This window comes from Bacillus sp. T33-2 (assembly GCF_002860205.1).
GTDB lineage: Bacteria > Bacillota > Bacilli > Bacillales > Cytobacillaceae > T33-2.
On record NZ_PGVB01000002.1, the window covers coordinates 343,857 to 368,371 of the forward strand.

A 24,515-nucleotide genomic window follows, 5' to 3' on the forward strand; every position below is an offset into this window, starting at 1 on the left:
CTTAAAGTGCACTCATCTGTAACTGCCCGGGATATTCCTTCGCCTGTTCTTCACCCTGGAGCACGCGCAATGCTCCTTCGGCAAGGGCCTGCATTTCATTCTCTCCCGGGAGGACCACCACATCGGCAATCCAATTGATCCGTTCGGATATTTGATTCACAAATCCTTTTCCGTAAGCCAGGCCGCCGGTAATGACAATCGCATCAACCATCCCGGACAGCACTGCGCTTGAGGCACCGATTTCTTTCGCCACCTGGTAAGCCATTGCCGCATACACAAGCTCGGCTTCTTTATTTCCTCTTTCTATCATTTTTTCGACTTTGACCGCATCATTGGTACCCAGATAGCCGACCAGCCCGCCCTGGCCGACAAGCTTCTTCATTATTTCATCCCGGTAATGGTCTCCCGAGAAGCATAAATCGACAATGTCCCCGGCCGGGACGGTTCCTGCCCGTTCGGGGCTGAATGGGCCGTCCCCATGAAGGCCATTATTTACGTCGACCACCCGGCCAAATTTATGGGCGCCGACTGTAATCCCCCCGCCTAGATGGGCAATGATCAGCTGGAGATCTTCATATTTTTTACCGAGTTGCCTTGCGACCCTGCGTGCCACAGCCTTCTGGTTTAAAGCGTGAAAAATACTTTTCCGCTCAATTAAAGAAAAACCGGACACACGTGCAATCGGGTCAAGCTCATCCACGACGACGGGATCGACAATATATGATGGAATATTCAAGCCTGTTGCGATTTCATACGCGATGATGCCGCCGAGATTGGATGCATGCTGCCCTGAATACCCGTTTCGCAAATCTTCCAGCATCAAATCGTTCACAGCATACGTCCCGCCTTCGATAGGGCGCAACAGTCCACCCCTGCCACAGACGGCGCTCAGTTTGGAAATGTTTATGCCTTCTGTATCAAGTGTTTCCAAAATGGTATTTTTTCGAAACTCGTATTGGTCAATAATATTTTCGAAACTATTAATTATCTCAGAATCATGCCTGATTGTTTTTTCAAAAACAGAGAGATCATTATCGAAAACCCCAATTTTTGTAGATGTAGAGCCAGGATTGATTGCGAGTATCCGATATCCATTCTGTTGCAAAGTTTAAACCTCCAATATGGAAAAGCGTAGACGCCTGTAAAAATGAGAGGCGCCGAATGGATCATCCAGCGCTCATGGGATCTAAGGACTTAACGTCGGCTTAATATATGGTGACCGTTCTGCAAAAATTGGCTCCTTGAGTTGCGCATCCTTTCGATCCGCTCTTCAGCCATCCGGTCAGCAGCTTTATATGTTGGAATTCCGTCCCGTTTAGCAATTTCTATGACCTTTTCAATGTTCGAATATATCAGTTCAACCTTTTTCATGGCACGGTCGCGATTGTAGCCATACAGTTCATCAGCAACGTTGATGACACCGCCGGCATTGATTACATAATCAGGCGCATACACGATGCCAAGCTCATGAATGATGTCACCGTGTTTTGTATCTTTTAGCTGGTTGTTAGCGGCTCCTGCAATCACTTTTGCCTTGATTTGCGGAATTGTGTCATCATTGATGACCGCGCCAAGTGCACATGGGGCATAAATATCGCAATCCACTGAATAGATTTCATTCGGCTCGACCGCTTTTGCACCGAATTCTTCAACCGCTCTCTGGACAGCCTCTTTGTTTATATCAGTGACAATCAGCTGCGCACCTTCTTCGTGCAGATGCCGGCACAGGTTATATGCGACATTGCCCACTCCCTGGACAGCAACTGTTTTCCCTTCAAGCGAATCGGTCCCGAAAGCTTCCTTCGCAGCTGCCTTCATTCCCCGGTAAACACCATACGCAGTAACAGGTGACGGGTTGCCTGATGAACCAAATGCAGGGGAAATTCCTGTAACATAGTCTGTTTCTTCATGGATAAGATCCATGTCCGCGACCGTTGTGCCCACATCTTCGGCCGTAATATATCTTCCGTTCAGTCCCTGGATGTACCTTCCGAATGCCCGGAACATCTCTTCATTTTTATCCGCGCGCGGGTCTCCGATGATAACCGTTTTCCCTCCGCCAAGGTTCAGCCCTGCGGCAGCATTCTTATATGTCATGCCCTTTGCCAGCCTAAGTGCATCTTCAATCGCTGCTTCCTCTGATTCATATGTCCACATCCTGGTTCCCCCCAGGGCCGGCCCAAGTGTTGTATCATGGATGGCTATTATCGCCTTTAATCCTGATTGTTTATCCTGGCAGAAAACAACCTGCTCATAATCATATTGTTCAAGATATTTGAAAATTTCCATTTGACAATTCCTCCCCGGGTTTACGTGCATTATTTTGAATCAAAGCAGAGTGCCAAAGCGAGTGAATACAGCTTGCTTTCCGCTGTGTCGGCCCTCGAGGTCAATACAATCGGCGCTGCTGCACCAGCAATGACGCCCCCGACTTTTGCTTTGGCAAAGTAAACTAATGATTTGTACAGTGCATTTCCAACTTCTATCGTTGGTACCAGCAGGATATCTGCCTGCCCTGCCACCTCACTCTTTATCCCTTTATGTGCGGCTGCGATGGAAGATACCGCGTTATCAAGCGCCAGCGGGCCATCAATTACACAGCCGGCAATTTGCCCGCGCCTGTTCATCTGGGTAAGGGCTGCGGCATCCACGGTTGCTGCCATTGCAGGGTTTATCGTTTCAAGGGCGGCAATAGGAGCTACTTTCGGATTTTCAATTCCGAGAGCCTTTGCGGTTTCAATTGCATTTATGGCGATTTGAGCCTTATGTTCCAGGTCAGGCGTTATGTTCATCCCTGCATCCGTCACTAAAATGAGCCTGTCATATCCTGGAACCTCGAATACACCAACATGGGATAATACCCGCCCAGTCCTGAGTCCGTACTCTTTGTTCAACACAGCTTTTAAAATGGCAGCTGTCTGAATATCCCCTTTCATGAGGACAGTAGCCTCTTTCGATATTATCGCCCTGACAGCCTGTTCTGCCGAAGTGGCCTTCTCCCCTGTATGAATCACCCTGACTCGCTCGTCTACAGCCAAGTCGTGATGATTGTTCCGCAGCAATTCGATGATTTTTTCGGCATTCCCAAAGAGGAGAAAATCCGCAAGCCCCATTTTCACAGCTGAGGCGACCGCTTCAATAACTTCCGGATCTTCAGCGGCGGCGACCGCAACCTTCTGTCGTGGAAGCTGGATCGCTCTCTCCATAATTGCATCCAATTTCATTAATGGCATCTACCCTTTCAGACATGTAAGCATGCATTTAATTATTATGCAAGAAGTGTGCCACACGGCAAAATGTGAAAACGTTTACTTTTTCCGTAAAATATTATGATAAATATTGCACACTATGAAATTTATTGCACGCCAAAATTTTCAAGGTCATGCTTTTCCAGCTTGTAATATAAATTTCTGACCGATATACCAAGTGACCTGGCACTCAATGTTTTATTTCCGTTGTACCGGCTTAGTGTATGTATTAAAATCTTTTTCTCGTACTGATCTATAAGAGCGGCCAACGTTTCACCGCTGTCGGCTGAAGTCATTTTTCCGGGTGTTTCTGCTGCCTGCTTATCCCTTAGTTCCGGCAAGTGGGTCGCTTCAATGATCGTTTCATTGTAATTCATGAAAATAATCGCCCGTCCCAAAACATTTTCCAGCTCCCTCACATTGCCAGGCCAGTCATAATCCATTAATCTGCGCACTGCCGCTTCTGAGGCGCCTTCGACATTGCGCCCGTAATCCTGGTTGATTTTCTGGATGAGCCGTTCACACAGCAGCGGAATATCTTCTTTCCTTTTTCTTAGCGGGGGTATATGGATCGGCATCCGGTTCAGCCGGTAATACAGGTCTTCCCTGAATGTTCCAGCGGCAATGCCTTTTTCAAGATTAACGTTTGTAGCCGCGATGATCCTGACATTGATAGGCACCGGCTTTGTTCCGCCGACCCGGACAATTTCATTTTCCTGCAGGACCCTTAACAGCTTCGCCTGGGTGCTTGCCGAAAGCTCCCCAATTTCATCAAGGAACACGCTGCCGTTATTCGCCTCCTCAAAAAAGCCGGTTTTCCCGCCCCTTTTCGCGCCGGAAAACGCACCTTCCTCATAGCCGAACAGTTCACTTTCCAGCAATGACTCGGAAATTGCGGCACAGTTAACCCGGATAAATTTATTGAATTTCCGGTCGCTGGCATTGTGGATCGCGTGCGCAAAAAGTTCCTTGCCTGTTCCCGATTCTCCCCTCAGCAGAACGGTCGCGGGTGTTTTCGCGCCAAGCTTGGCCTGCTCGACCGCTATTGTCATTTCAATGGACTGTCCAATGATATCCTGGAATGAGTACTTTGCTTCAAGCGTCCTGATGATCTGCCGGGCGCGGTTGAGCTCCCGATTTAAATTTTGTATCTCTGACACATCGTGGATTACTCCGACACTGCCTTTCAGCTTGCCGTCAACAATGATTGGCGCGACATTTACCACAACTTCCTTCTTGTTGGGCCCGACCCTCATGGCGGCGCCCCTCACCGGCCTTCTTGTTTGCAGCACTTTCATATGCATGCTTTCACCTTCAGAGATGTCGGCGGTAGCTGGCTGGCCGATCACCTGCTCCTCAGTCAGGCCTGTAATTCTCGTATATGCCCGGTTGATTAAAATCCCGCGGCCTTCTTCGTCCACGACAGAAATTGCCTCTTCACTTGACTGGATGATAGCCTGCAGCATTGTTTGTATTTCTTTAAGATTGGTAATTTCCTCGGCCAGGTTGACCACATCGGTTATATCCTTAAAAACTGAACAAGCACCAATCAGGTTGTCATCCTCATCCATAATCGGAATCCGTGTTGTGATGATTTTTAAACCATTTGCGAGCACCAGTTCCTGGTTCGCTTCAATCCTTTTAGTCGAAAGGACCCTGAGAAGCTGGCTTGTAGGTATCACGTCAAGGATATGGTTTCCTATAGCGTCTTCTTTGGAAACCCCAATTACCTTCTCGGCGCTCCGGTTAAACAAAATCACCTCGCCTGACGTGTTGATGACCACCATCCCATCTCCGGTCGAGTCAAATATAAGATCATGTTTGTTCGTCTCATTTCTGAGAGCTGTAATCAATTGTTCTTTTTCTTCCATTAAAGTGGCAATCAAATAGGCGACACTTCCAGGAATCAAAACGGTCTCTTTTGGACGGGCCTCCCTCAAGTTCTTAAAAACTTCTTCATCACCCGTCACTTCAATTACGATATCAATTTCACCAGTAAGGAATTCTCGCCAGTCCGTACCGGTGGCAATCCTTCTCTGCCGCGCGACGGCAAGGCCGGGTGCATTGGGATCGATATCAATCACCGCTTGAATGTCTGCTGTTTCCTTAAAGATTTCAAGGATAGCTGTTCCGCCCTTTCCGGCACCTACTATCATAATTTTTTTCATTGGTGCACCCCTGGATCAAGACAATTTTTTCATATACAGGCTTTTTGTATGTGCAATTTTCTTCACGATTAATTTTATATGTTTTTCAATTGCTTGACAAATTTGAACATTGATTTATGATACATCTGAATGAATATAATTTACGCGGGGGATCTGCCATGGACAGGATCATTGCTCTTATTATTTTGTTAATTCCCGGCTTTCTTGCTGCTTACGGTATAAAGCTTATGCGTGACATGGTTTTCGGAATCATGCAGGCCCCTTTTCCGTTCCTGTGGCTCCAGTTTTTAAGCGGGCTGCTCTTGTTTTTGATGGGTCTGGGCTTCGTGGCAGGCTTTATCCTTTACCGTGACCGCAAAAGAAATAAAGTGCAGGATCGGTTCCGCCGGCAAGCCAGTATGAAGAAAGAAAGGCCATGACAGGAAAATGTCATGGCCTTTTCGTTATCCCCGATTTTTAATTTCCAATGCTTTCGCAGGGTCATCAGTAATGATTGCACTACAGTTCACCGCAAACAGCCTCGATATGTCAAATTCCTTATTGACCGTATAAGGCCTCACGGCGATCCCATGTTCCAAAGAGGCTTTCACAATCTCGTCTGTTGCCGTCCTGAAATTGGGATGAAACCCCTTTGCCCTGATTGATTGGGCATACACCCAAGGCATATAGAGTCCTTCATGAAGCAATGGGGCGATCTCTATATCGGGTGCAATCCTGTAGCAGTCCACGATGCTGTAATGGTTGAATGACGAAATGATGATCCGCTCAGAAAGCCCGTGGTCTTTCACCATGAAAATCACTTTTTCTTCCATTCCTTCATAAGGGACAATTCCATTCTTGAGTTCTATGTTGCAAATCATTTCATTTGTGGTAAGCCAATCAAGCAGTTCCTCTAGAGAAGGAATTGGCTCTTTTCGTTGAATGCTCTCCCATTTGCTGCCTGCATCCAATTTTCGCAGGTCATTATATGTATAATCTTTTACATAGCCGGTTCCGTCTGTTGTCCTGTCCACTTTTTCATCGTGGATGACAACTAATTGGCCATCCCTGGTCATCTGGACATCAAGTTCGAGCCCATCAGCTCCGGCCAGGGCCGCCTCCCGGAAAGCTTTCATCGTATTTTCCGGATAAGCCGCGGCAAACCCGCGGTGTGCTAAAATAAGCGTCATTATTCCACTTCCTTTATTTATTACCGAATTATGAGCTTCAAGTACATCCGGCTGTCTGTAGCTGCCGTAGTTATGTCCGAAATTCATTTTAACAATGCGGTTCCACCAGAACAACGAGAGCAATGTATTTTGTTGTATCGCCGAGCTTATGGGTAGAAAAATGTATTTGGCATTTAGGGTTTGATTTCGTTAATTTCTCCAATTCACATAAAAATATTGTTTTGTCTGTATTTTCGATAATAAGCATCTTCATCCCCCTTGTCGTCAAAACTGTGGTTTTAAGGCCACAGATGTTCGTGTTCTAAATATATTCGTTAACATTTCTGCAATTCCTGTATTTACAGGACAGGAAAATTAATCTGGAAGCCGGGGCATATAACACTATTTCTGATCAACAGGCTTTTTTTGCAAACAAAAAACCAGTTTCCCGATCGGAAACTGGTTTCGGATTTAATAGTTGGTAAAGCCGCCTTTGCCGTATTAAGATAAGAAAGTTTTAAACCACCACTCCTCAAAGTGGGTGTCCGCAGAAACATTCCTGCATGTCCTCCCTGTCATTTAGACAGAGGCTTGTCATTCCTGTTCCGATATAAAACTCCCTATTACAGCTTAACGGTTAAAACTTTATTATAGAAACGAACAATGCAGCTTATGGGATAATAATACTTTATATTCGCTGCTCAATCAATGGTAATTGTTACCCTTGGAAATAGCATGTTCAGCTCATTTACCAAGGTTTTCTATCCGGTCCATCAAACTTGTTACTTCATTAAGCGTAGTGAATATTTGTGAGTTTTCCAGTTTTTCCAAAGCAACATTTCCGTTGTCCAATACCTTGTTTATCTCGCTAAGTAAAACCTCGTTTTTATTTACTAATTCCTGATGTATTTCTTCGGCAATGGACGGAATATCATTTAGTTCAATAAACGCCTGTATATCCTGCTTTAAAGTTTCCAATTTTGTCTCGAGTTCTTGGTTTATTGCTGGATCAGAGGCCGCATTTTTTATGAGTTGAGGAGCTTCTTCAGCAAACGTATTCAATTTATTTATATGTTCTGTTGCCTGATTCACATAATCAATTGAATTATTTATTTCTCCTAATGCCGAACATGCAGCCAGCACTGTGGACATTGCGATTAAAAGAAGCAAATGTAAATTTTTCATTCATGACTCCTTTCTTAACTTAACTCTTATAAGGATGATACGGATCAAATCAAGAAAGGTTTCATTTTGTTATGATTATCGAATCCCATTAACAAAAATACGTCCCTATATCATTTGATTTTTTATCACCAAATAGATTGAAGACGTACTACGATTGTTAGTTCAACACTAGTACAATATTGATTCGCGCTTGTGAATATGTGCGAGCATTCAGTAATTGCGAAAATGGATATTCACACATTCTAACCCTTTCAAGAAGCCTTATGCTCGAGGCGCAGCTTGTCGGCGACCATTGCGATGAATTCGGAGTTGGTAGGCTTTGCTTTGGACATGCTGACTGTGTACCCGAAAAGTGAAGAAATCGAATCGATGTTGCCGCGGCTCCAGGCAACCTCTATCGCATGGCGGATAGCCCGTTCTACACGGCTTGCGGTTGTATTGTATTTTTTTGCAATGTCAGGATACAGCACTTTTGTGATCGATCCCAGCAGCTCAATGTCATTGTACACCATAGAAATGGCTTCACGAAGATAAAGATATCCTTTGATATGGGCAGGCACACCGATTTCGTGAATGATGCTCGTAATGCTCGCATCAAGATTTTTCGGTTTTTGCTCGGATTGGGACCGGTAGCTTCCTGATAAAGGCTTTCTCGCCATGGTCTTTGCCTGGCCGCTTACCTGGCGGATATGGCTGGCCAGATTTTCCATGTCGAAAGGCTTTAAGATAAAATACGAGGCACCAAGTTCAACAGCCTTCTTGGTAACATCCTCCTGGCCAAATGCTGTCAGCATAATTACATTGGGAAGCATCCCTTTTTTTTCTTCGCGCAGTTTCTCCAGGACAGCAAGGCCATCCAAATGGGGCATGATTATATCTAAAAGCAGAACATCTGGATCTGCATCTTCAAGCATTTCTAAACAATCCTGGCCATTGTGGGCTACACCTGTTATCTCCATATCTTCCTGGGAGGATATAAATTCCTCCAGCAGGCCCACCAATTCCCGGTTGTCATCAACCACACACACTTTTATTTTCTTCAAGCCCGGTTCCTCCTCGATCCAATTATGGTCTCATGTATATCTCTATTTTCTATTCTAATTGACTAATTCGACAATGCAATACAAAATCCTTTTATTTTTTATTTTTTCTTAAAAAAGTAATTTTTTCTTATTTTTACTCTTTATCTCTCTGTTTTTCGACTAATTTCTACAGTTGACATCTGTTCAACCACAGATTTGTCGAATCTCTTGTGATACGACAAAAAGAGGCAGCGGACGCCGCCTCTCCAGCCAATTGCATAATGTCAGCTTGCCTGTTGACGCGGTTTATCATAAATATCGATTCCCGCCTCTGTGAGCATCCATTCGATGTGTACGCCATAGCCGCTCGTTGGGTCGTTGACAAAAACATGGGTCACAGCACCAATCAGTTTATTGTCCTGGATGATCGGGCTTCCGCTCATGCCCTGCACAATTCCCCCGGTCTTTTCAAGGAGCTTAGGATCAGTCACTTTAATGACCATTCCTTTTGTTGCCGGAAACTTTTGCGGAATAGTACTGACGATTTCTATATCGAACAGGTCGACTTCGTCATTATTCACCACTGTCAAGATTTTGGCAGGCCCTTCTTTAACCTGATGGGAAAGGGCGATCGGCATAGGCTTGTCCAATACCCCATTCTTGATGTTTTTGTTTAATTCACCAAAGATTCCGAACGGGCTGTTCTTGTTGATGTTTCCAATAATTTCACGGTCCGCCGCAAACCGCGCCAGCTTCTCTCCAGGTTCTCCGTGGCTCCCCTTTTCAATGGAAGTAACTGTGGATCTGACAATATGTCCATCCTCGACGACAATCGGTTTTTTCGTATCCATATCCGATATCACATGGCCGAGCGCCCCGTATTTTTTTGAATGAGGCTCAAAGAAAGTCATCGTCCCTATCCCGGCTGCCGAGTCCCTGATATACAGCCCCAGCTTATAAACATTTTCTCCTTGATCCTTCTGCGGTGCGAGCTTCGTATTGATTTTTTGGTTCTCCCTTTTGACAACAATGTCAAGCGGCTTCCCCGTCTTCCCTGCTTCCTGCACATACGGTCCTACCTCAGCCATTTGTTCAATTCGCTGGCCATTTATCTCAGTAATGATATCCCCGACTTTAATTCCGGCTGACTCCCCGGGTGAAACCTTTCCAATGTCTGCATTGACTAGGTGATGCCCAACAACGAGCACACCAACCGTATTCAGTTTGACACCAATGGATTGTCCGCCAGGCAGTACACGAAAATCCTTCAGAACGTTTACATCGACCTTTTTTATCGGAATGCCAGCAAGCTCAAGCACCAGTTGGTTGCTGCCAGGCTCTTTCGCTTGCAGCGCAACGGTGTTCTTGCCCTGATTTATTTCAATGCTGGAATTAGCCTTCACGATACCCGCAGAAGCTGATTCTGCTATCTTGTATTCCAGCTTTTGACCTTCAAATAGTGTAACTTGATTGGGAAGTGACAAATATTCCCTGAGCGGGTTCAAAAAACCCAGGGCGATTAATGAAACAAGGAGAATTCCACCAATAATCTTTCTGAGAAATTCTTTTTTCACCTTTTCACTCTCCTCGCTTCTAGTCCACAAAACACACATCAAAATGGCTACAATAATAATTTTGCCTTGATATGAAGCATTTATAACCTTTAGAAAATAAAAAAGCTCCCCGGGTTTGGGAAGCTTTTCAATTTGCTGTTTTCATTTCCTGCGCCAGCTGCAGCAATTCTTCAGCATGCTGCCGTGTTAAATCGGTGATTTCCACCCCGGAAATCATGCGGCCGATTTCCTTTACCTTTTCTGATACGGACAGCGGAGTCACGGATGTTTTAGTACGGCCGTTTTTAATTACTTTATTGATATACAGGTGGGTATCCGCCATTGCAGCAACCTGGGGCAGATGGGAAATGCAAAGAACCTGTGAATCGACTGATACTTTATAAATTTTTTCGGCGATTGATTGGGCCACCCGGCCGCTCACACCGGTATCGACTTCATCAAAGATAATCGAGGTGACACCCTGATGTCTTGAGAATATGCTTTTTAGAGCCAGCATGATCCGGGAGAGCTCACCACCGGAAGCAATCTTAGATAACGGTTTAAGCGGCTCGCCAGGATTTGTCGACAAATAAAATTCAGCCCGGTCGATTCCGCTTCTCATGAATGTATCGAAGTCCGATTCAAATCTCACTTCAAACACGGTCTTGTCCATATAAAGGTCCTTCAGTTCTTTATGGATCAGCTTTGTCAGCTTTCTGGCCCATTTTTTCCTGAGGCTGCTCAAGTTGCCGGCTTCAAGCTTCAGATCCTTTTTCAGGGAAGTTATTTCCTTCTCAAGCTGACCGATGTGAGCCTCCTTGTTTTGCAATGTTTCAATTTCTTCTTCTATTCCCGCCGCGTATTCCAAAATTGTTTCAATCGCATTTCCGTATTTTCGCTTCAGCTGATTGATTTCATTCAGCCTTTCTTCAATCTCATTTAATCGCTGTGGATCGTATTCCAGATTATCCAGTTCGTTCCGCAGGGAATGGGCGGCATCCTCAAGCATATAAAAACTGTTGGCAACTGTGCCGTACAGCTCTTTGTAGGAAGGATCAAGTTCTGCCGCAGATTCCAGCTGATCCTTTACATGCCCGATCCAGTCAAGGCCTTTCTGGTCTCCCTGTAGTGCAGCATAACCCGATTGGATTGATTCAAAGATCTTTTCAAAATTACCCAGTTTCCTTTTTTCCTCTGCCAGGTCCTCGTCCTCACCAATTTTGAGGCCGGCTGACAGGATTTCTTCAAGCTGGAACTGGATTAAATCAAGGCGGTGTGCCATCTGCTGCTCGTTTTCACTAAGGCTCTTGAGCTTTTTCAGCGCCTGTTCATATGATTTGTATATCTGCTGGTATTCAGACAGTGCCGGCTGTATTTCCTCTGAACCAAATTGGTCAAGGAGGCTCATATGCCTCGTTTCGTCCATCAATTCCTGATGTTCATGCTGTCCATGAATATCGATGAGAGTTGAACCGATCTCCCTTAACAGGGCAATTGTGACAAGCTTCCCGTTCACACGGCAAACGCTTTTCCCGTTTCTCGATATGTCCCTTCTGAGGACGATCATTCCGTCTTCAATCTCAATCCCGAACTCAGCCGCTTTCGCATAGCACGGATGCTGTTCTCCATCAATGAAGAACAAACCTTCTATTTCCGCTTTTTCTTCTCCATGCCGGACATACTCGGCCGAGCCCCGTCCGCCGACAAGAAGGTGAATGGCATCGATGATAATTGATTTTCCTGCTCCGGTCTCCCCTGTCAGCACCGTTAACCCCTTGTTAAACGAAACCGAGAGCGACTCGATAATTGCAAAGTTTTTAATGGACAATTCATTTAACAAGAATTCGTCACCTCATTTAAAGCATTTCTAAAAACCTGTTTGAAATAGATTCCCCATCCGCTGGAGTCCTGCAGATGATCAGGATCGTGTCATCCCCGCAGATTGTACCCAGGATTTCCTCCCAATCCAGATTATCGATCAAGGCGCCGATTGCGTTTGCATTGCCCGGCATCGTTTTCATCACCAGCAGCTGTCCGGCCTGGTCGATTCGCACGAAGGCATCCATCAGCGACCTTTTTAATTTTTGAAGCGGATTAAAGCGTTGGTCAGCGGGCAGGCTGTATTTGTATCTGCCGTCCATTAAAGGAACTTTAACTAGATGCAACTCTTTGATGTCCCTCGAAACTGTAGCCTGTGTCACATTAAATCCAGCATTTTTCAGCCTGTCAACCAGCTCGTCCTGGGTTTCTATATCATGGTTGGTAATAATTTCACGGATTTTGATATGGCGTTGTCCTTTATTCACTTTTTTATCACCTCTGGTAGCTTCAAAACATGGCACGACAAAAAACTGTTTTTCCAATTATTATGTTAGCCGATTTTTTTTCAATGCACAATCATTCGGGAGCAATCTACATGTTTTATCAATATATTTCTGCTGCAACAGTGGAAAATCACTTTAGCCATAGAAAAAGAATAGGTAAAAACACCTATTCCTCCTCCTCTTTTTTCGCTTTAAATTCTTTGTGGGCTTCAGCCACTACCTCAGGGGGAGCTACCCTTAACAGGGATTCACCCTCAATTTCAGGCCCGGCCCAGCTGAGGTGCAACAGAAATTCAATATTCCCGTCCCCGCCTGTGATCGGGGAATAAGATAAATTTTTCACCCTGTATCCTTGTCCAATGGCCATTTTTATTATTTTTTCCAGAACCATTTCATGCACCTTCGGATCACGGATGATGCCTTTTTTCCCAACCTGCTCGCGGCCCGCCTCAAATTGCGGCTTAACAAGCGCAACCACGTCACTCCCGGGTACCAGAAGCGTTTTTAAAACGGGCAAAATCAACGACAGTGAAATAAAGGAAACATCGATCGACGCAAATTCGGGCAAGCCATTTTCCAGATCGGCAGGCGTCACATAACGGAAATTGGTCCGTTCCATGACTATTACCCGGTCATCCTGGCGAAGCTTCCAGGCCAGCTGGTTATAGCCCACATCGACCGCATAAGACATCTTTGCCCCGTTCTGCAGGGCGCAATCTGTAAATCCGCCTGTAGATGATCCGATGTCAATCATGGTTTTGCCCTTCACATCCAGATCGAACACTTTAAGAGCTTTTTCAAGCTTTAGGCCCCCTCGGCTTACATAGGGCAGTACATTGCCTTTTATTGTCAACGGGATGTCAGCGCTGACCTTTTCACCTGGTTTCTCCAGCCTGGACTCATTTGTATAAACTAGCCCTGCCATGATCGCCCGTTTTGCTTTCTCACGGGTTTCCGCCAACCCTCTGTCAACGAGCAGCACGTCTAACCGTTCTTTTTTACTTTTCATGTTACGCCCTTTTCTCTTTTTGTCTCGCCATTTGCTTGACTCTATTGATAACATCCTCTGTTGTCATGCCAATCTCCCGCAGCAGTTCATCAACATTGCCGTGCTCAATGAATTTATCCGGAATCCCCATTCTGTCTATCCTTGCGTGGCTGAATCCAGCTTCATGTGCATATTCGAGAACGGAACTGCCAAATCCGCCCTGCAATACGGCCTCTTCAATGGTCAGGATTGGCATCCTGTCATTAAGCAGGCTGCTCAACATCGCTTCATCGAGCGGTTTGATAAACCTGGCATTCACCACTTTCACGGAAATGCCCTGCTGTTCCAGCTGCCGGGCTGCTTCCAGCGCCATTGGTATCGTCGTCCCAAATGTTAAAATGGCGGCATCGTCACCTTCATTGAGAACCTCCCACGATCCGATCGGAATTGGCATCAATATCTCATCCACCGGAACGCCGAGGCCGTTGCCACGTGGAAAGCGCATGGCGATTGGGCCGTCATCATAGGATAATGCTGTATAAACCATATGCTGTCCTTCATTTTCGTCTTTTGGCATCATCAAGACAATGTTAGGTACATGCCTTAAAAAGGCAATATCGAACACGCCCTGATGGGTTTCACCATCAGCTCCGACAAGCCCGGCGCGGTCAATCCCGATAAAGACATTCAAATTTTGCCGGCATATATCATGCACAACCTGGTCATACGCCCGTTGCAGAAATGTAGAATATATCGCCAAAAACGGTTTCATCTTTTGTGTGGCCAGGCCGGCAGCCAGTGTGGCCGCATGCTGTTCGGCGATCCCGACGTCATACATCCGGTCCGGGAACTCGGACGCAAAGCCTTCAAGCTTCGAACCAACAGGCATCGCCGGAGTAATGGCGACAACGCGTTTGTCTGTTCGGGCAATTTTCCTTACGGTCTCACTCACAAGCTTGCTCCAGGCTGGGGGGGAAGCTGCAGGCTTCACGAAATCCCCTGTGTCCATTTTGTATGGGCCGGTTCCATGCCATGTGCCGACTTTGTCATTTTCAGCAGGGTGATAGCCCTTGCCTTTTTTGGTGATGACGTGCAGCAGTACCGGGCCTTCATGTTTTTTTGCATAGGCCAGGTTTTCCAACAAATCCTCGAAATTATGGCCGTCAACTGGACCAAGGTAGGTAATGCCCAGCTCCTCAAAAAACATTCCGGACACGAATAAATATTTCAGGCTGTCTTTGATCCGCTCTGCGGTTGCAGCCAACTGCTTGCCTACCGCCGGGATTTTTTTCAGGAGCAGTTCCAGTTCGTCCTTGACCCAGTTGTATTTTCCTGCTGTGCGCAACCTGCCAAGGACATTGTGAAGAGCCCCGACATTGGGGGCGATCGACATTTCATTGTCGTTTAAAATAATGATCATGTTTTTCTTTTCATGGCCTATGTGGTTAAGTGCTTCCAAAGCCATTCCTCCGGTCAGCGCTCCGTCGCCTATGACCGGGACTACATGAGAATCTTCACCCCTCAAGTCCCTTGCAATTGCCATTCCCATCGCTGCAGAAAGGGAAGTGGAACTGTGCCCTGTTTCCCAGACATCATGCTCGCTTTCAACCATCTTCGGAAAGCCGCACAACCCTTTGAACTGCCTCAATGTATCGAATTGGCAGGCGCGCCCGGTGAGGATTTTGTGGACATATGATTGATGCCCGACGTCCCAGATAATTTTGTCTTTCGGGCTGTCAAAGCATTTGTGCAGGGCTATTGTCAATTCCACTACCCCTAAATTCGGGCCGATGTGGCCGCCAGTAACTGACAGTTTTTCTATTAAAAAATTGCGTATCTCCCCGCTAAGAGCTTCCAATTCTTCGTTTGAAAGATTTTTCAAGAACGAAGGGTCTTTTATTGCTAACAGATCCATATAGGATCACTCACTTTCATTTCTGACTTTATCATTTGCTGGTCGTTTATTTATGTAATTCAGTTATATCATAAAGTCCATGTACGCTCAATGGTATCACTTTTAATGGTCCCGCACCCCGATCAAGTCGGTTATTTCTTCCAAAAGCACTGTCTTGAGCCCTGTTGCAGCAAGGGCAACTTTTGCCTGGACGATATGGTCCTTCAATGCTGTCTTGGCACCCTGCATCGTCAACAGCGACGGGTATGTGTTTTTGTTGTTTTCATTGTCGCTGCCTACGGGCTTCCCGATCAGCTCTTCCTCGCCTTCAAGGTCAAGGATGTCGTCACGGATTTGAAATGCAAGCCCGATATGATAGGCAAACTTGGAAAGATGCCGTTTTTGTGACAAATCCGCTTTAGCCAGTTCTGCCCCTGCAAGTACAGAAAAGCCCAGCAGCCGGCCGGTTTTATGCATATGTATATATTCCAGATCCCCGAGAGACAACTGTTTCCCTTCTGCCTCCATGTCTGCTGCCTGGCCGCCGACCATCCCTTCCGCCCCTGCCGCCTTCGAAAGCTCCCTAATCAACGCGAGCTTTACATCGGGACCGGCATGTTCTTCAGGCATTTCGGCAAGCAATTGGAAGCTGTACGTCAACAGCGCGTCACCCGCCAGTATCGCTGTCGCCTCGCCGAAAACTTTATGGTTGGTCGGTTTTCCCCGTCTTAAATCGTCATCATCCATGCTCGGCAGGTCGTCATGGATTAAAGAATACGTGTGGATCATTTCAATCGCTGCTGCGACATCCAGCCCTATCTCAGGGTCCTGGCCAAAAGCTTTTAAAGTGGCAAACAGCAGTAAAGGGCGGATTCTTTTCCCTCCCGCCTCGAGGGAATATAGCATGGCTTCTTTTAAGATACCAAGAGAGGACAGCTGGCCGACCAAAGCGCTCAGCCTGTCCTCGACTGCCTGTTTATTTTCCTTTGAAAAAGTGGCAAACATGCTGTTTGGCATTTTACTCCTCCTCGTTTATAGAGAAGTTTTCAGGCTGGCCGTCCTCCGTCAAAATCTGGGTCAGCTGCTCTTCGACTTGTTTTAATTTATCATGGCACAGCTTTGACAGCTCCATGCCCTGTTTATAAAAAGAAATGGCTTCTTCTAGGGGCACGTCGCCTTCTTCAAGCCTTTCTACAATGCCCTCCAATTTTTCCATTGCTTTTTCAAAAGATAGTGATTTTTCAGCAGACATGTTATTCTCTCTCCTCCACATTTGTTACGGTGCATTCTATATTTCCGTCTGACAATTTGACATGGATTGTTTCATCCACCTTCACCTGAGCGGTCCTTTTGATCAGTTTTCCGTCACCAGAATAGGCAAGGCTGTATCCCCTGTCCATGATCTTGAGTGGGCTGAGTGCCTCAAGGGTAGAAACTTTGCCGCTGAATTCCTTGCGTTTTTCGTTCAAGATCCCCGCCATCGCCCTGTTCAGGGAACGGGTAAGCCGTGAATGGCTCTCCACCGCTTCTTTTCTCAATTCTTCGGGATGGTTTCTGGCGAGGCGCCGGTGCAACTGCAAATACGATTCTGTTTTTGTTTCATACAGCTTTCCCGCACCACGTTTCAAAGATTCAGTCCATTTATCGACCTGCTCGAGCTTTTGCTCATAAAGCCTTCTTGGATAGCGGAATGCATATGACTTTTTAAGGCGCCCCAATCGCTCCTGCTGGACATTCAGCTTCTCTTTCATTGCCCTTAAAAGCCTTGACTGGCTGTTCAGCAGTCTGTCCATCAATTCATCAATATGGGGTACAGCAAGTTCTGCGGCACCGGTTGGTGTAGGTGCCCGCAGGTCAGCAACAAAATCGGCAATTGTAAAATCTGTTTCGTGTCCTACTGCTGAAATGACAGGTATTGTTGAAGAAAAGATGGCCCTGGCAACCGCCTCCTCATTGAAAGACCACAATTCTTCAATCGAACCGCCGCCCCGCCCTACAATCAGGACATCAATATCCGTCCTCTGATTTGCGGTAAGGATCGCATTGACAATAGATCTGGCCGCCTGTTCCCCCTGCACAAGGGCAGGAAAAATCAAAATATTTGTGATGGGGTACCTTCTTTTGATCGTCGTTAAAATATCCCTGATCGCCGCGCCGGTTGGTGATGTAATGATTCCGACTGTTTCAGGGTATTTCGGCAGCTTCTTTTTATGGATAGGGGAGAAAAGCCCTTCCTTTTCAAGCCTTTCTTTCAGCTGCTCGTATGCCAGATACATATCCCCGACACCATCCGGATGCATTTCTTTTATATAAATCTGGTACTGGCCGCCAGCTTCATAAACGGTTATGTCCCCCCTGACAAGAACCTGCATCCCGTTTTCAGGCTTGAATTTCATTGAACGGTTGTTGCTTGAAAACATCACCGCAAGAATCCTCGCCCTTTCGTCTTTTAGCGTAAAATACATATGTCCGCTCGAATGCTGCTTGAAATTTGAAATCTCACCTTTTACAAGCACATCATGCAGATGCCTGTCGGCATCAAATTTCCTTTTAATGTATTTTGTCAGTGCGTTGACTGTCAAATAGCGCTGTTCGTCCATAAAAAACTCCTTTAACCGCACTTGCTTTTGTTTCGTCAGACCGTGGCATGTTCGATGAAAAAAAAACTGCCCATATCCATAATAAAATTAGAACTCCTATTCCGTCATCACAGAATGGGAACATAGAAATTCTAACATACAACAGATAGGACAGCACCTTCTATGTGTTTGAGCTTTGCAGCTTTTTCTGGTAGTTCCGGGCGGATTTTAAGGTGTTGAACATCAGCATCGTAATTGTCATCGGGCCGACGCCTCCCGGAACCGGGGTGATATAACCCGCTTTTTCCTTCACCTCATCGAAAGCGACATCCCCGCACAGCTTTCCTTCTTCATTCCTGTTTATTCCCACATCGATGACCACAGCACCATCTTTGATATGGTCCGCAGTGATAAAGTCCGCCCTGCCTACCGCAGCAACGACGACATCAGCTGTTTTCGTGTGGGCCTTTAAGTCCTTCGTTCTGGAATGGCAATATGTAACGGTCGCATTTTCATTAAGCATAAGCTGCCCGGCTGGTTTTCCGACAATATTGCTTCGGCCGACGACAACAACGTTTTTCCCGGCGAGGTCATAATCGATTTCCTTTAACATCACCATGATTCCATAAGGGGTACAGGAATAAAATGCATCCTGGCCGGTCATCATGCGTCCGATATTGACCGGATGGAATCCGTCCACGTCTTTTTCAGGTGAAATCGCCTCGATAATGTTCGTCTCATTGATGTGCTGCGGAAGGGGAAGCTGGACCAGGATTCCGTGAATAGTGTCATCCGAGTTGAGGTCGCGGATTTTCGCGAGCAGCTCCTGCTCTTCAAGTGTCTCGGGATATTCAATGAGCACGGAGTGCATCCCCAATTCCCGGCATGCCTTTTGTTTGCTGTTTACATATGTTTTAGATGCCTGGTTGTCGCCGACTAAAATGACAGCCAATCCAGGGACAATGTTGGCTTTCTTTAATTTTTCCACTTCCTCTGCAATTTCCACCCTTTTTTTTCTGGCAATTTCTTTACCGTCAATAAGGTTTGCTGTCATTCAAATAATCCCCCTCAGGTTGTCCGGAAGGCCTGATCCGAACCGTTATGTTGTCAGGATAAATGCTGTTTTACTTTTGAAAGGACTCCGTTTATGAACCGGCCTGATTGGTCATCCCCGTATATTTTTGCTATCTCGATTGCTTCATCGAGAACCACATTTGCAGGAACTTCTTCCCTGCTGAACATCAATTCATAAACCGCCAGCCTGAGCAGATTGCGGTCAACAGTAGCCAGCCTGTCCAGTTTCCATTTTTCAAGATGGCCTTCTATCATTGTGTCAATATCTTCCTGATTGGCCGCAACGCCTTCAACAAGCTTGGTTAAAAAGGCATCACCGGCTTCTTCTTCAAGTACATGCTCAATCGCATCACGCGGCTCCGCCTTGCTGACATCTATTTGAAAAAGGGCCTGTAACGCCTTTTCTCTCGCTGTTCTTCTTTTCATATGATTTATTTTCTCCTTTACGGCACAATCGCTTGCCAGATTCTAACCAAGATAATAGCATAACATGAACCATCTTGCTTACTGTTTGCTAATAATTTTCACCAATTTGGGAAACTTTATCATGGTTGTCCCTGATTTGCCGCAATTTGTTTTACGTCTGGCAAAAGAAAAACCAAAGACACTATTGGGGATGCCTTTGGTTTTATGCTGTTATATTTCCTGTTCGAAATCTGATTCCTGCTTTTGGTTTTCGAATTGAATTCCTACTACGTGGATGTTTACCTCTGCAGCTTCAAGAGCTGTCATATTCAAAAGAGCCTGCCGGATATTATCCTGGATTTTCTGGGCCACCGCCGGAATGGAGACACCAAACTTCATCATGCAAAATACATCAACTTTGATGCCTTCATCTGCAAGTTCAACCTTAACGCCTTTTCCGTGATTTTTTTTGCCAAGCCTTTCGACTACGCCTGATGCGAAGCCTCCGCGCATTTGGGATACACCTTCTACTTCGGATGCAGCGATACCGGCAATGACTTCAATCACTTCCGGGGCAATTTCAATCTTGCCGAGGCCATTTTCTCCATAACTCATTTCAAGTACGTTATTTTCACTCATTTCTCGCACCTCCTGTTAATCTTGGGACATTACATCATACATTTCAAGAAACTTTGTATTGAACTGGCCCTCAACGAATTTTTCATGATTGAGCAGCTTCAGGTGGAACGGAATGGTCGTGTGGACCCCCTCAATCACAAACTCTCCAAGTGCCCTTTTCATGCGGTCAACCGCTTCTTCACGGCTGTTGCCGTATGTAATGACCTTCGCAATCATCGAATCATAGTAAGGCGGGATCGTATAACCCGGGTACGCGGCTGAATCGACTCGCACACCAAAGCCGCCAGGTGGAAGGTACATATTGATTCTTCCCGCTGAAGGCATAAAGTTTTTGGAAGGATTCTCGGCATTGATCCTACATTCAATTGCCCAGCCGTTAAATGCGACATCACTTTGTTTAAATTGCAGCCGTTCGCCGGAAGCCACTTTAATTTGTTCTTTAATCAAATCCACGCCTGTTACCATTTCCGTCACAGGATGCTCAACCTGGATCCGCGTGTTCATTTCCATAAAGTAAAATTTTCGATTGCGATAATCATAAATAAATTCTACCGTGCCAGCCCCTGTATAATCAACAGCTTTTGCAGCTTTTACTGCAGCGTTGCCCATTTCCTCACGAATTTCGCCGTCAAGAGCCGGTGAAGGGCTTTCCTCCAAGAGCTTTTGAAGCCTTCTCTGGATCGAGCAGTCCCTTTCCCCGAGATGCAGGACATTGCCGTGGTTGTCAGCAAGCACCTGTATTTCAACATGCCTGAAATCTTCAATAAATTTCTCGATGTACACTCCAGGGTTGCCGAACGCAGTCAATGCTTCCTGCTGGGTAATATTGATCCCTTTGATTAAATCCTGTTCTGTACGGGCGATGCGGATCCCTTTTCCGCCTCCGCCGGCTGTTGCTTTAATAATTACCGGATAACCGATTTTTGCGGCCAGCTCAGCCGCTTCTTCAGCATTTTTGATGATGCCCTGCGAACCAGGGACAATCGGAACGTTCGCCTCGCGCATCGTTTCGCGCGCCACATCTTTTGTGCCCATCTTTTGGATTGCTTCCGGGGAAGGGCCCACGAAAATGATATTGCACTCCCTGCATAACTCTGCAAAATCGGCGTTCTCAGCAAGGAACCCATATCCTGGATGGATTGCCTCACAGGCTGTCAGCTTGGCAACACTGACAATATTGGTAAAGTTCAGGTAACTGTCTTTGGATGCAGTCGGGCCGATGCAATACGCTTCATCTGCAAGCTGGACATGAAGGGATTCTCTGTCTGCCTCGGAGTAGACGGCAACAGATTCGATCCCCAGTTCCCTGCAGGCACGTATGACACGGACCGCAATTTCTCCCCGGTTTGCGATCAGAAGTTTTTTAATCATAAAAGTTCTCTCCTTATTCAGGCTTAACCAGGAACAGCGGCTGGCCATATTCTACCAGCTGCCCGTCTTTTGCAAGGATCTCCACGATTTCCCCGTTGATTTCCGCCTCAATCTCGTTAAAAAGCTTCATGGCTTCTACAATGCATACAACCGAATCTTTGGAAACTTTATCTCCTGGTTTTACATATGGATCCGAGTCAGGTGATGATGACTGATAAAATGTCCCAACCATCGGTGAGGTAATTTTATGTAAGTTTTCAGCTTCAGCAGCATTGTCTGTCACAGTTTCCTGCCGGGCAGGAGCAGCTGGTTCGTGCTTTGTTTCAGCCCGCCTTGCCTCCTGGGGAGGATGTACGGCTTCCACAACTGCAGGCTGGGCTGGCTGGACAATTGCCTGTGGCACCTGCTTTTTTTTCATTTTTATTTTTGATCCTTCATGCTCAAATTCAAAAGAGTCAATGCTTGACTGGTCGACAAGCCTAATCAGTTCACGAATTTCCTGTATCTTTAACATGACTTGCACCTCTTATCCCTTCAAAATTATGACTAGATACTAATACTATACGATAATACCTTATGTACATTCAATATCATACTATAACTAATGCCCTGATACGTAATTATAAATCTTTTAATCATTATTTTAATATTTTCTGAAAAAAATGTGAATTTATTCGACAGGAATTTTCTTTTCGACAGCGAAATACATAGTAACCTGAGAATTGTAAGGGGAGAGCCATATGAAAACAATTGAAGAGATAAAAAAAGAGGATCTGGCAAGAAAAAATGCACTCGTAGTCAAGGCCGCCTTCGTTTCGGTGATTCTTGCCGCTATCGTTGACATCGCGATGAAAAAGGATTTGGCTGTGATTATGTCCATCTTAATTGCGGGCGGAACTGGTGTTGCCATTGTCGCAGCGCTTCATTATTTAAAAAAAGCAGAAGCATTCATCCCTTATCTTGCAATCTTCCTGGTGGCAGCTGTAATGTTTATCATCATGGAAAACAGCGTTTCACCGACCGCCTACTTTCTCATCTATTTCTTGCTGGGGACGGCAGCGATTTATATGGACAGGCTTGTGCTCTGGCTCGCTTCAGCACTCGGATTTGTGCTCATCACCATATTCACTGTCCTTCATCATGCCGAGCTGCCGCTGGAAGAGAAGAATTACGTGACTGTGTACCTGCTCTTCATGCTGCTCACAGTGATGCTCTCATTCCAATTGTCGATTTCGAAAAAATTATCCGAAAATATCGTTTCTTCACAGAAGGAAACCGAGCTGCTGTTAAAGAAAGATTTAGAAACAAGAAGGACGATAGAAGAAAGCACAAGAAGCATTTCACACTTGATTGACGACGTAAAATTGAAAAGCGGGGAAAATTATCAATCTTCAATACAAATGAACCATTCTATCGCAGAGATCGCCGCCGGCATACAAACCCAGTCCGACTCTGTCATTGACATTACAATTTCCCTTGAAAATGCCGGCCAATTAATCGCAAAAACATCCTCATTGGCTGACAAGCTTCATGAAGATGCAGTTGCTGCTGAAGGGGTATCCAATACCGGAGATGCACTGATCACAAAACTGAAGCAGGAGCTTGAAGTATCTTACGGACATATGGATACAGTCAACACCCATATTTCAACCCTGTCAACACTTATAAAGGAAACCTCGGGCTTCGCAGCAGCCATTCAGGAAATAGCGGCACAGACTAACCTGCTCGCTTTAAATGCTTCAATAGAAGCGGCAAGGGCGGGTGAGAGCGGCAAGGGATTTGCAGTTGTGGCTGAGGAAGTCAGGAAACTGGCCGATATTACGAGCAAAACTGCCACTCAAATTACAGAAAATCTTCGCAATGTCATAGAAGGCACCGATATTACAAAATCCAATATTGCTGACGCAGCAGGCAGATTAACACAAAATCTCCAGCTTGCCGAAGAAACGCAACTGACGTTTGAAAAAATCCACCAAACGTTCAAGAGGTTGAAGGAAGATATTTCTGCCTATGATTTGCTGACAAAAGATATTTTGCAATCATCCATCTCAATCGAAAATACAATCGCCGAATTCAGTTCTGTTATCGAGCAGGCAAGCGCGACATTGGAAGAAATCTCTTCGTCAGTCGGGATCCAGACTGGCCACCACCAGCAGCTGTTCACATCCGTTGCCCATGCCCATGAGTCACTGGAAAACCTTCTGAAACTGCAAGAAAGATAAGGGAAAGCCGCCGGGCTGCCCCTTATCTTTTTCTTATTCTGCAATATTACCGAAAAGCAGATTTTTTTTATCGAAACTGCTGATTTCATTTCCAAACCATTCTCTCAAAGCGCTAAGCTGCTATTTTTTCGGCTGGAATTCAACTGCTACTGCCTGCAGCGAACCAAGCTCGGTCCTGACCATCCGGATGATCTCGTTTGCTGCGGCTGCGTCATGGTCCTTTGCTTTAACCGTAATGCGAACCTTTTGCCCGTCAGCCCTCACCAACACATCTTCATAATCCATAGTCCCTTTAATGAGCGTTTCAAGCATGCTTTCCTTTGTGGCCAGTTCGTCAAGCTCCTTCATTTGGTCAAATGCTTCGCTTTTTTCTTTGGCAGGAAGCTTCGCTGAAGCGATCATTTCCTGGAGGTCCGTTTTTAACTTGCTGCGCTGGTCGGCCAACTCCATGCGAAGCGCCTCAAACACTTCATCGCTGTCAACACCGGAAATAACCGTTTTCCCATCCTTAGCCTCGGTCGTTGTGTCTGAATTATTGGTTTCGGCCCCGGCGTTCGGTTGTTCATCCTGCTTTTCTTCAATACCTGCGAGATCCGTTTTGCCAGGCTCTGGGGAAGTGATATAGTAAACCGATAATACGACCACCAGGCTTAACATCGTCAATAACCATACTGTCTGTTTTTTTAAGAGCATCT

At 45.9% G+C, this 24,515-nt stretch carries 24 protein-coding genes and 1 other RNA gene; 2 read left to right on the forward strand and 23 right to left on the reverse strand.

Features of this window, described 5'->3' with window-relative positions; translation table 11 throughout:
- Window position 1 precedes the first annotated feature (1 nt).
- From buk to CVD19_RS02070, 4 genes are all read right to left on the reverse strand, one after another.
- Entirely contained in the window at window positions 2–1,105 is a 1,104-nt protein-coding gene (gene buk, locus CVD19_RS02055) for a butyrate kinase (protein ID WP_101580202.1), read from the reverse strand.
- 89 nt (window positions 1,106–1,194) lie between these two features.
- On the reverse strand, window positions 1,195–2,289 hold the full coding sequence (gene bcd / locus CVD19_RS02060) for a branched-chain amino acid dehydrogenase (protein WP_101580203.1): 1,095 nt from the start codon (window positions 2,287–2,289) through the stop codon (window positions 1,195–1,197).
- A gap of 29 nt (window positions 2,290–2,318) precedes the next feature.
- On the reverse strand, window positions 2,319–3,224 hold the full coding sequence (gene yqiS, locus CVD19_RS02065; protein ID WP_101580204.1) for a phosphate butyryltransferase: 906 nt from the start codon (window positions 3,222–3,224) through the stop codon (window positions 2,319–2,321).
- A 131-nt stretch (window positions 3,225–3,355) separates the two neighbouring features.
- Complete coding sequence (locus CVD19_RS02070) at window positions 3,356–5,416, reverse strand: sigma-54 interaction domain-containing protein (RefSeq protein WP_101580205.1); 2,061 nt, start codon at window positions 5,414–5,416, stop codon at window positions 3,356–3,358.
- Between the two features lie 158 nt (window positions 5,417–5,574).
- On the opposite strand from CVD19_RS02070, the gene CVD19_RS02075 reads away from it, so the two are divergent.
- Window positions 5,575–5,835, forward strand: a complete 261-nt coding sequence (locus CVD19_RS02075; RefSeq protein ID WP_101580206.1) for a DUF2627 domain-containing protein — start codon at window positions 5,575–5,577, stop codon at window positions 5,833–5,835.
- Window positions 5,836–5,859: 24 nt separating this feature from the next.
- Here CVD19_RS02075 and CVD19_RS02080 read toward each other — a convergent pair whose 3' ends face one another.
- The 18 genes from CVD19_RS02080 to accB form a co-directional block, all read right to left on the reverse strand.
- Window positions 5,860–6,585, reverse strand: a complete 726-nt coding sequence (locus CVD19_RS02080; RefSeq protein WP_101580287.1) for a glycerophosphodiester phosphodiesterase — start codon at window positions 6,583–6,585, stop codon at window positions 5,860–5,862.
- Between the two features lie 88 nt (window positions 6,586–6,673).
- Window positions 6,674–6,832 carry a hypothetical protein gene (locus tag CVD19_RS24480; protein ID WP_180953475.1) on the reverse strand — a complete coding sequence of 53 codons (159 nt, stop codon included), beginning with the start codon at window positions 6,830–6,832 and terminating at the stop codon, window positions 6,674–6,676.
- 212 nt (window positions 6,833–7,044) lie between these two features.
- A non-coding RNA gene (gene ssrS, locus CVD19_RS02085) (6S RNA) lies at window positions 7,045–7,239 on the reverse strand.
- 69 nt (window positions 7,240–7,308) lie between these two features.
- Window positions 7,309–7,749, reverse strand: a complete 441-nt coding sequence (locus CVD19_RS02090) for a DUF6376 family protein (RefSeq protein ID WP_101580207.1) — start codon at window positions 7,747–7,749, stop codon at window positions 7,309–7,311.
- Window positions 7,750–8,000: 251 nt separating this feature from the next.
- Window positions 8,001–8,792, reverse strand: coding sequence for a sporulation transcription factor Spo0A (spo0A, locus tag CVD19_RS02095; protein WP_101580208.1), 792 nt, complete (start codon window positions 8,790–8,792; stop codon window positions 8,001–8,003).
- Between the two features lie 263 nt (window positions 8,793–9,055).
- Window positions 9,056–10,345 (reverse strand): SpoIVB peptidase, encoded by a 1,290-nt coding sequence (spoIVB, locus tag CVD19_RS02100; protein WP_101580209.1) that lies wholly within the window; start codon window positions 10,343–10,345, stop codon window positions 9,056–9,058.
- Between the two features lie 127 nt (window positions 10,346–10,472).
- A complete protein-coding gene (gene recN, locus CVD19_RS02105; protein ID WP_101580210.1) occupies window positions 10,473–12,164 on the reverse strand; it encodes a DNA repair protein RecN in 1,692 nt (563 codons plus the stop codon).
- A gap of 16 nt (window positions 12,165–12,180) precedes the next feature.
- Window positions 12,181–12,630: a transcriptional regulator AhrC/ArgR gene (gene ahrC, locus CVD19_RS02110; protein WP_101580211.1), complete on the reverse strand. Its 450-nt coding sequence runs from the start codon at window positions 12,628–12,630 to the stop codon at window positions 12,181–12,183.
- Window positions 12,631–12,814: 184 nt separating this feature from the next.
- The gene (locus tag CVD19_RS02115; protein ID WP_101580212.1) at window positions 12,815–13,657 is read right to left on the reverse strand and encodes a TlyA family RNA methyltransferase; all 843 of its coding nucleotides are present in this window, start codon (window positions 13,655–13,657) and stop codon (window positions 12,815–12,817) included.
- A gap of 1 nt (window position 13,658) precedes the next feature.
- Window positions 13,659–15,551, reverse strand: coding sequence for a 1-deoxy-D-xylulose-5-phosphate synthase (dxs, locus tag CVD19_RS02120; protein ID WP_101580213.1), 1,893 nt, complete (start codon window positions 15,549–15,551; stop codon window positions 13,659–13,661).
- 102 nt (window positions 15,552–15,653) lie between these two features.
- Window positions 15,654–16,547, reverse strand: a complete 894-nt coding sequence (locus CVD19_RS02125) for a polyprenyl synthetase family protein (protein WP_101580214.1) — start codon at window positions 16,545–16,547, stop codon at window positions 15,654–15,656.
- Window position 16,548: 1 nt separating this feature from the next.
- Window positions 16,549–16,782, reverse strand: a complete 234-nt coding sequence (locus tag CVD19_RS02130) for an exodeoxyribonuclease VII small subunit (RefSeq protein WP_101580215.1) — start codon at window positions 16,780–16,782, stop codon at window positions 16,549–16,551.
- Window position 16,783: 1 nt separating this feature from the next.
- Window positions 16,784–18,130 carry an exodeoxyribonuclease VII large subunit gene (xseA, locus tag CVD19_RS02135; RefSeq protein ID WP_101580216.1) on the reverse strand — a complete coding sequence of 449 codons (1,347 nt, stop codon included), beginning with the start codon at window positions 18,128–18,130 and terminating at the stop codon, window positions 16,784–16,786.
- 160 nt (window positions 18,131–18,290) lie between these two features.
- Window positions 18,291–19,163: a bifunctional methylenetetrahydrofolate dehydrogenase/methenyltetrahydrofolate cyclohydrolase FolD gene (gene folD, locus CVD19_RS02140; RefSeq protein ID WP_101580217.1), complete on the reverse strand. Its 873-nt coding sequence runs from the start codon at window positions 19,161–19,163 to the stop codon at window positions 18,291–18,293.
- 53 nt (window positions 19,164–19,216) lie between these two features.
- Complete coding sequence (gene nusB / locus CVD19_RS02145; protein WP_101580218.1) at window positions 19,217–19,609, reverse strand: transcription antitermination factor NusB; 393 nt, start codon at window positions 19,607–19,609, stop codon at window positions 19,217–19,219.
- A gap of 210 nt (window positions 19,610–19,819) precedes the next feature.
- Window positions 19,820–20,227: an Asp23/Gls24 family envelope stress response protein gene (locus tag CVD19_RS02150; protein ID WP_101580219.1), complete on the reverse strand. Its 408-nt coding sequence runs from the start codon at window positions 20,225–20,227 to the stop codon at window positions 19,820–19,822.
- 15 nt (window positions 20,228–20,242) lie between these two features.
- A complete protein-coding gene (gene accC, locus CVD19_RS02155) occupies window positions 20,243–21,598 on the reverse strand; it encodes an acetyl-CoA carboxylase biotin carboxylase subunit (RefSeq protein WP_101580220.1) in 1,356 nt (451 codons plus the stop codon).
- Between the two features lie 13 nt (window positions 21,599–21,611).
- The gene (accB, locus tag CVD19_RS02160; RefSeq protein ID WP_101580221.1) at window positions 21,612–22,112 is read right to left on the reverse strand and encodes an acetyl-CoA carboxylase biotin carboxyl carrier protein; all 501 of its coding nucleotides are present in this window, start codon (window positions 22,110–22,112) and stop codon (window positions 21,612–21,614) included.
- A gap of 1,108 nt (window positions 22,113–23,220) precedes the next feature.
- Between accB and CVD19_RS25770 the strand changes: the two genes are divergently transcribed.
- Entirely contained in the window at window positions 23,221–23,820 is a 600-nt protein-coding gene (locus CVD19_RS25770; RefSeq protein ID WP_374702857.1) for a methyl-accepting chemotaxis protein, read from the forward strand.
- Window positions 23,821–23,940: 120 nt separating this feature from the next.
- Here CVD19_RS25770 and CVD19_RS02170 read toward each other — a convergent pair whose 3' ends face one another.
- Window positions 23,941–24,513 carry a SpoIIIAH-like family protein gene (locus CVD19_RS02170; RefSeq protein ID WP_101580223.1) on the reverse strand — a complete coding sequence of 191 codons (573 nt, stop codon included), beginning with the start codon at window positions 24,511–24,513 and terminating at the stop codon, window positions 23,941–23,943.
- Between the last annotated feature and the right edge of the window lie 2 nt (window positions 24,514–24,515).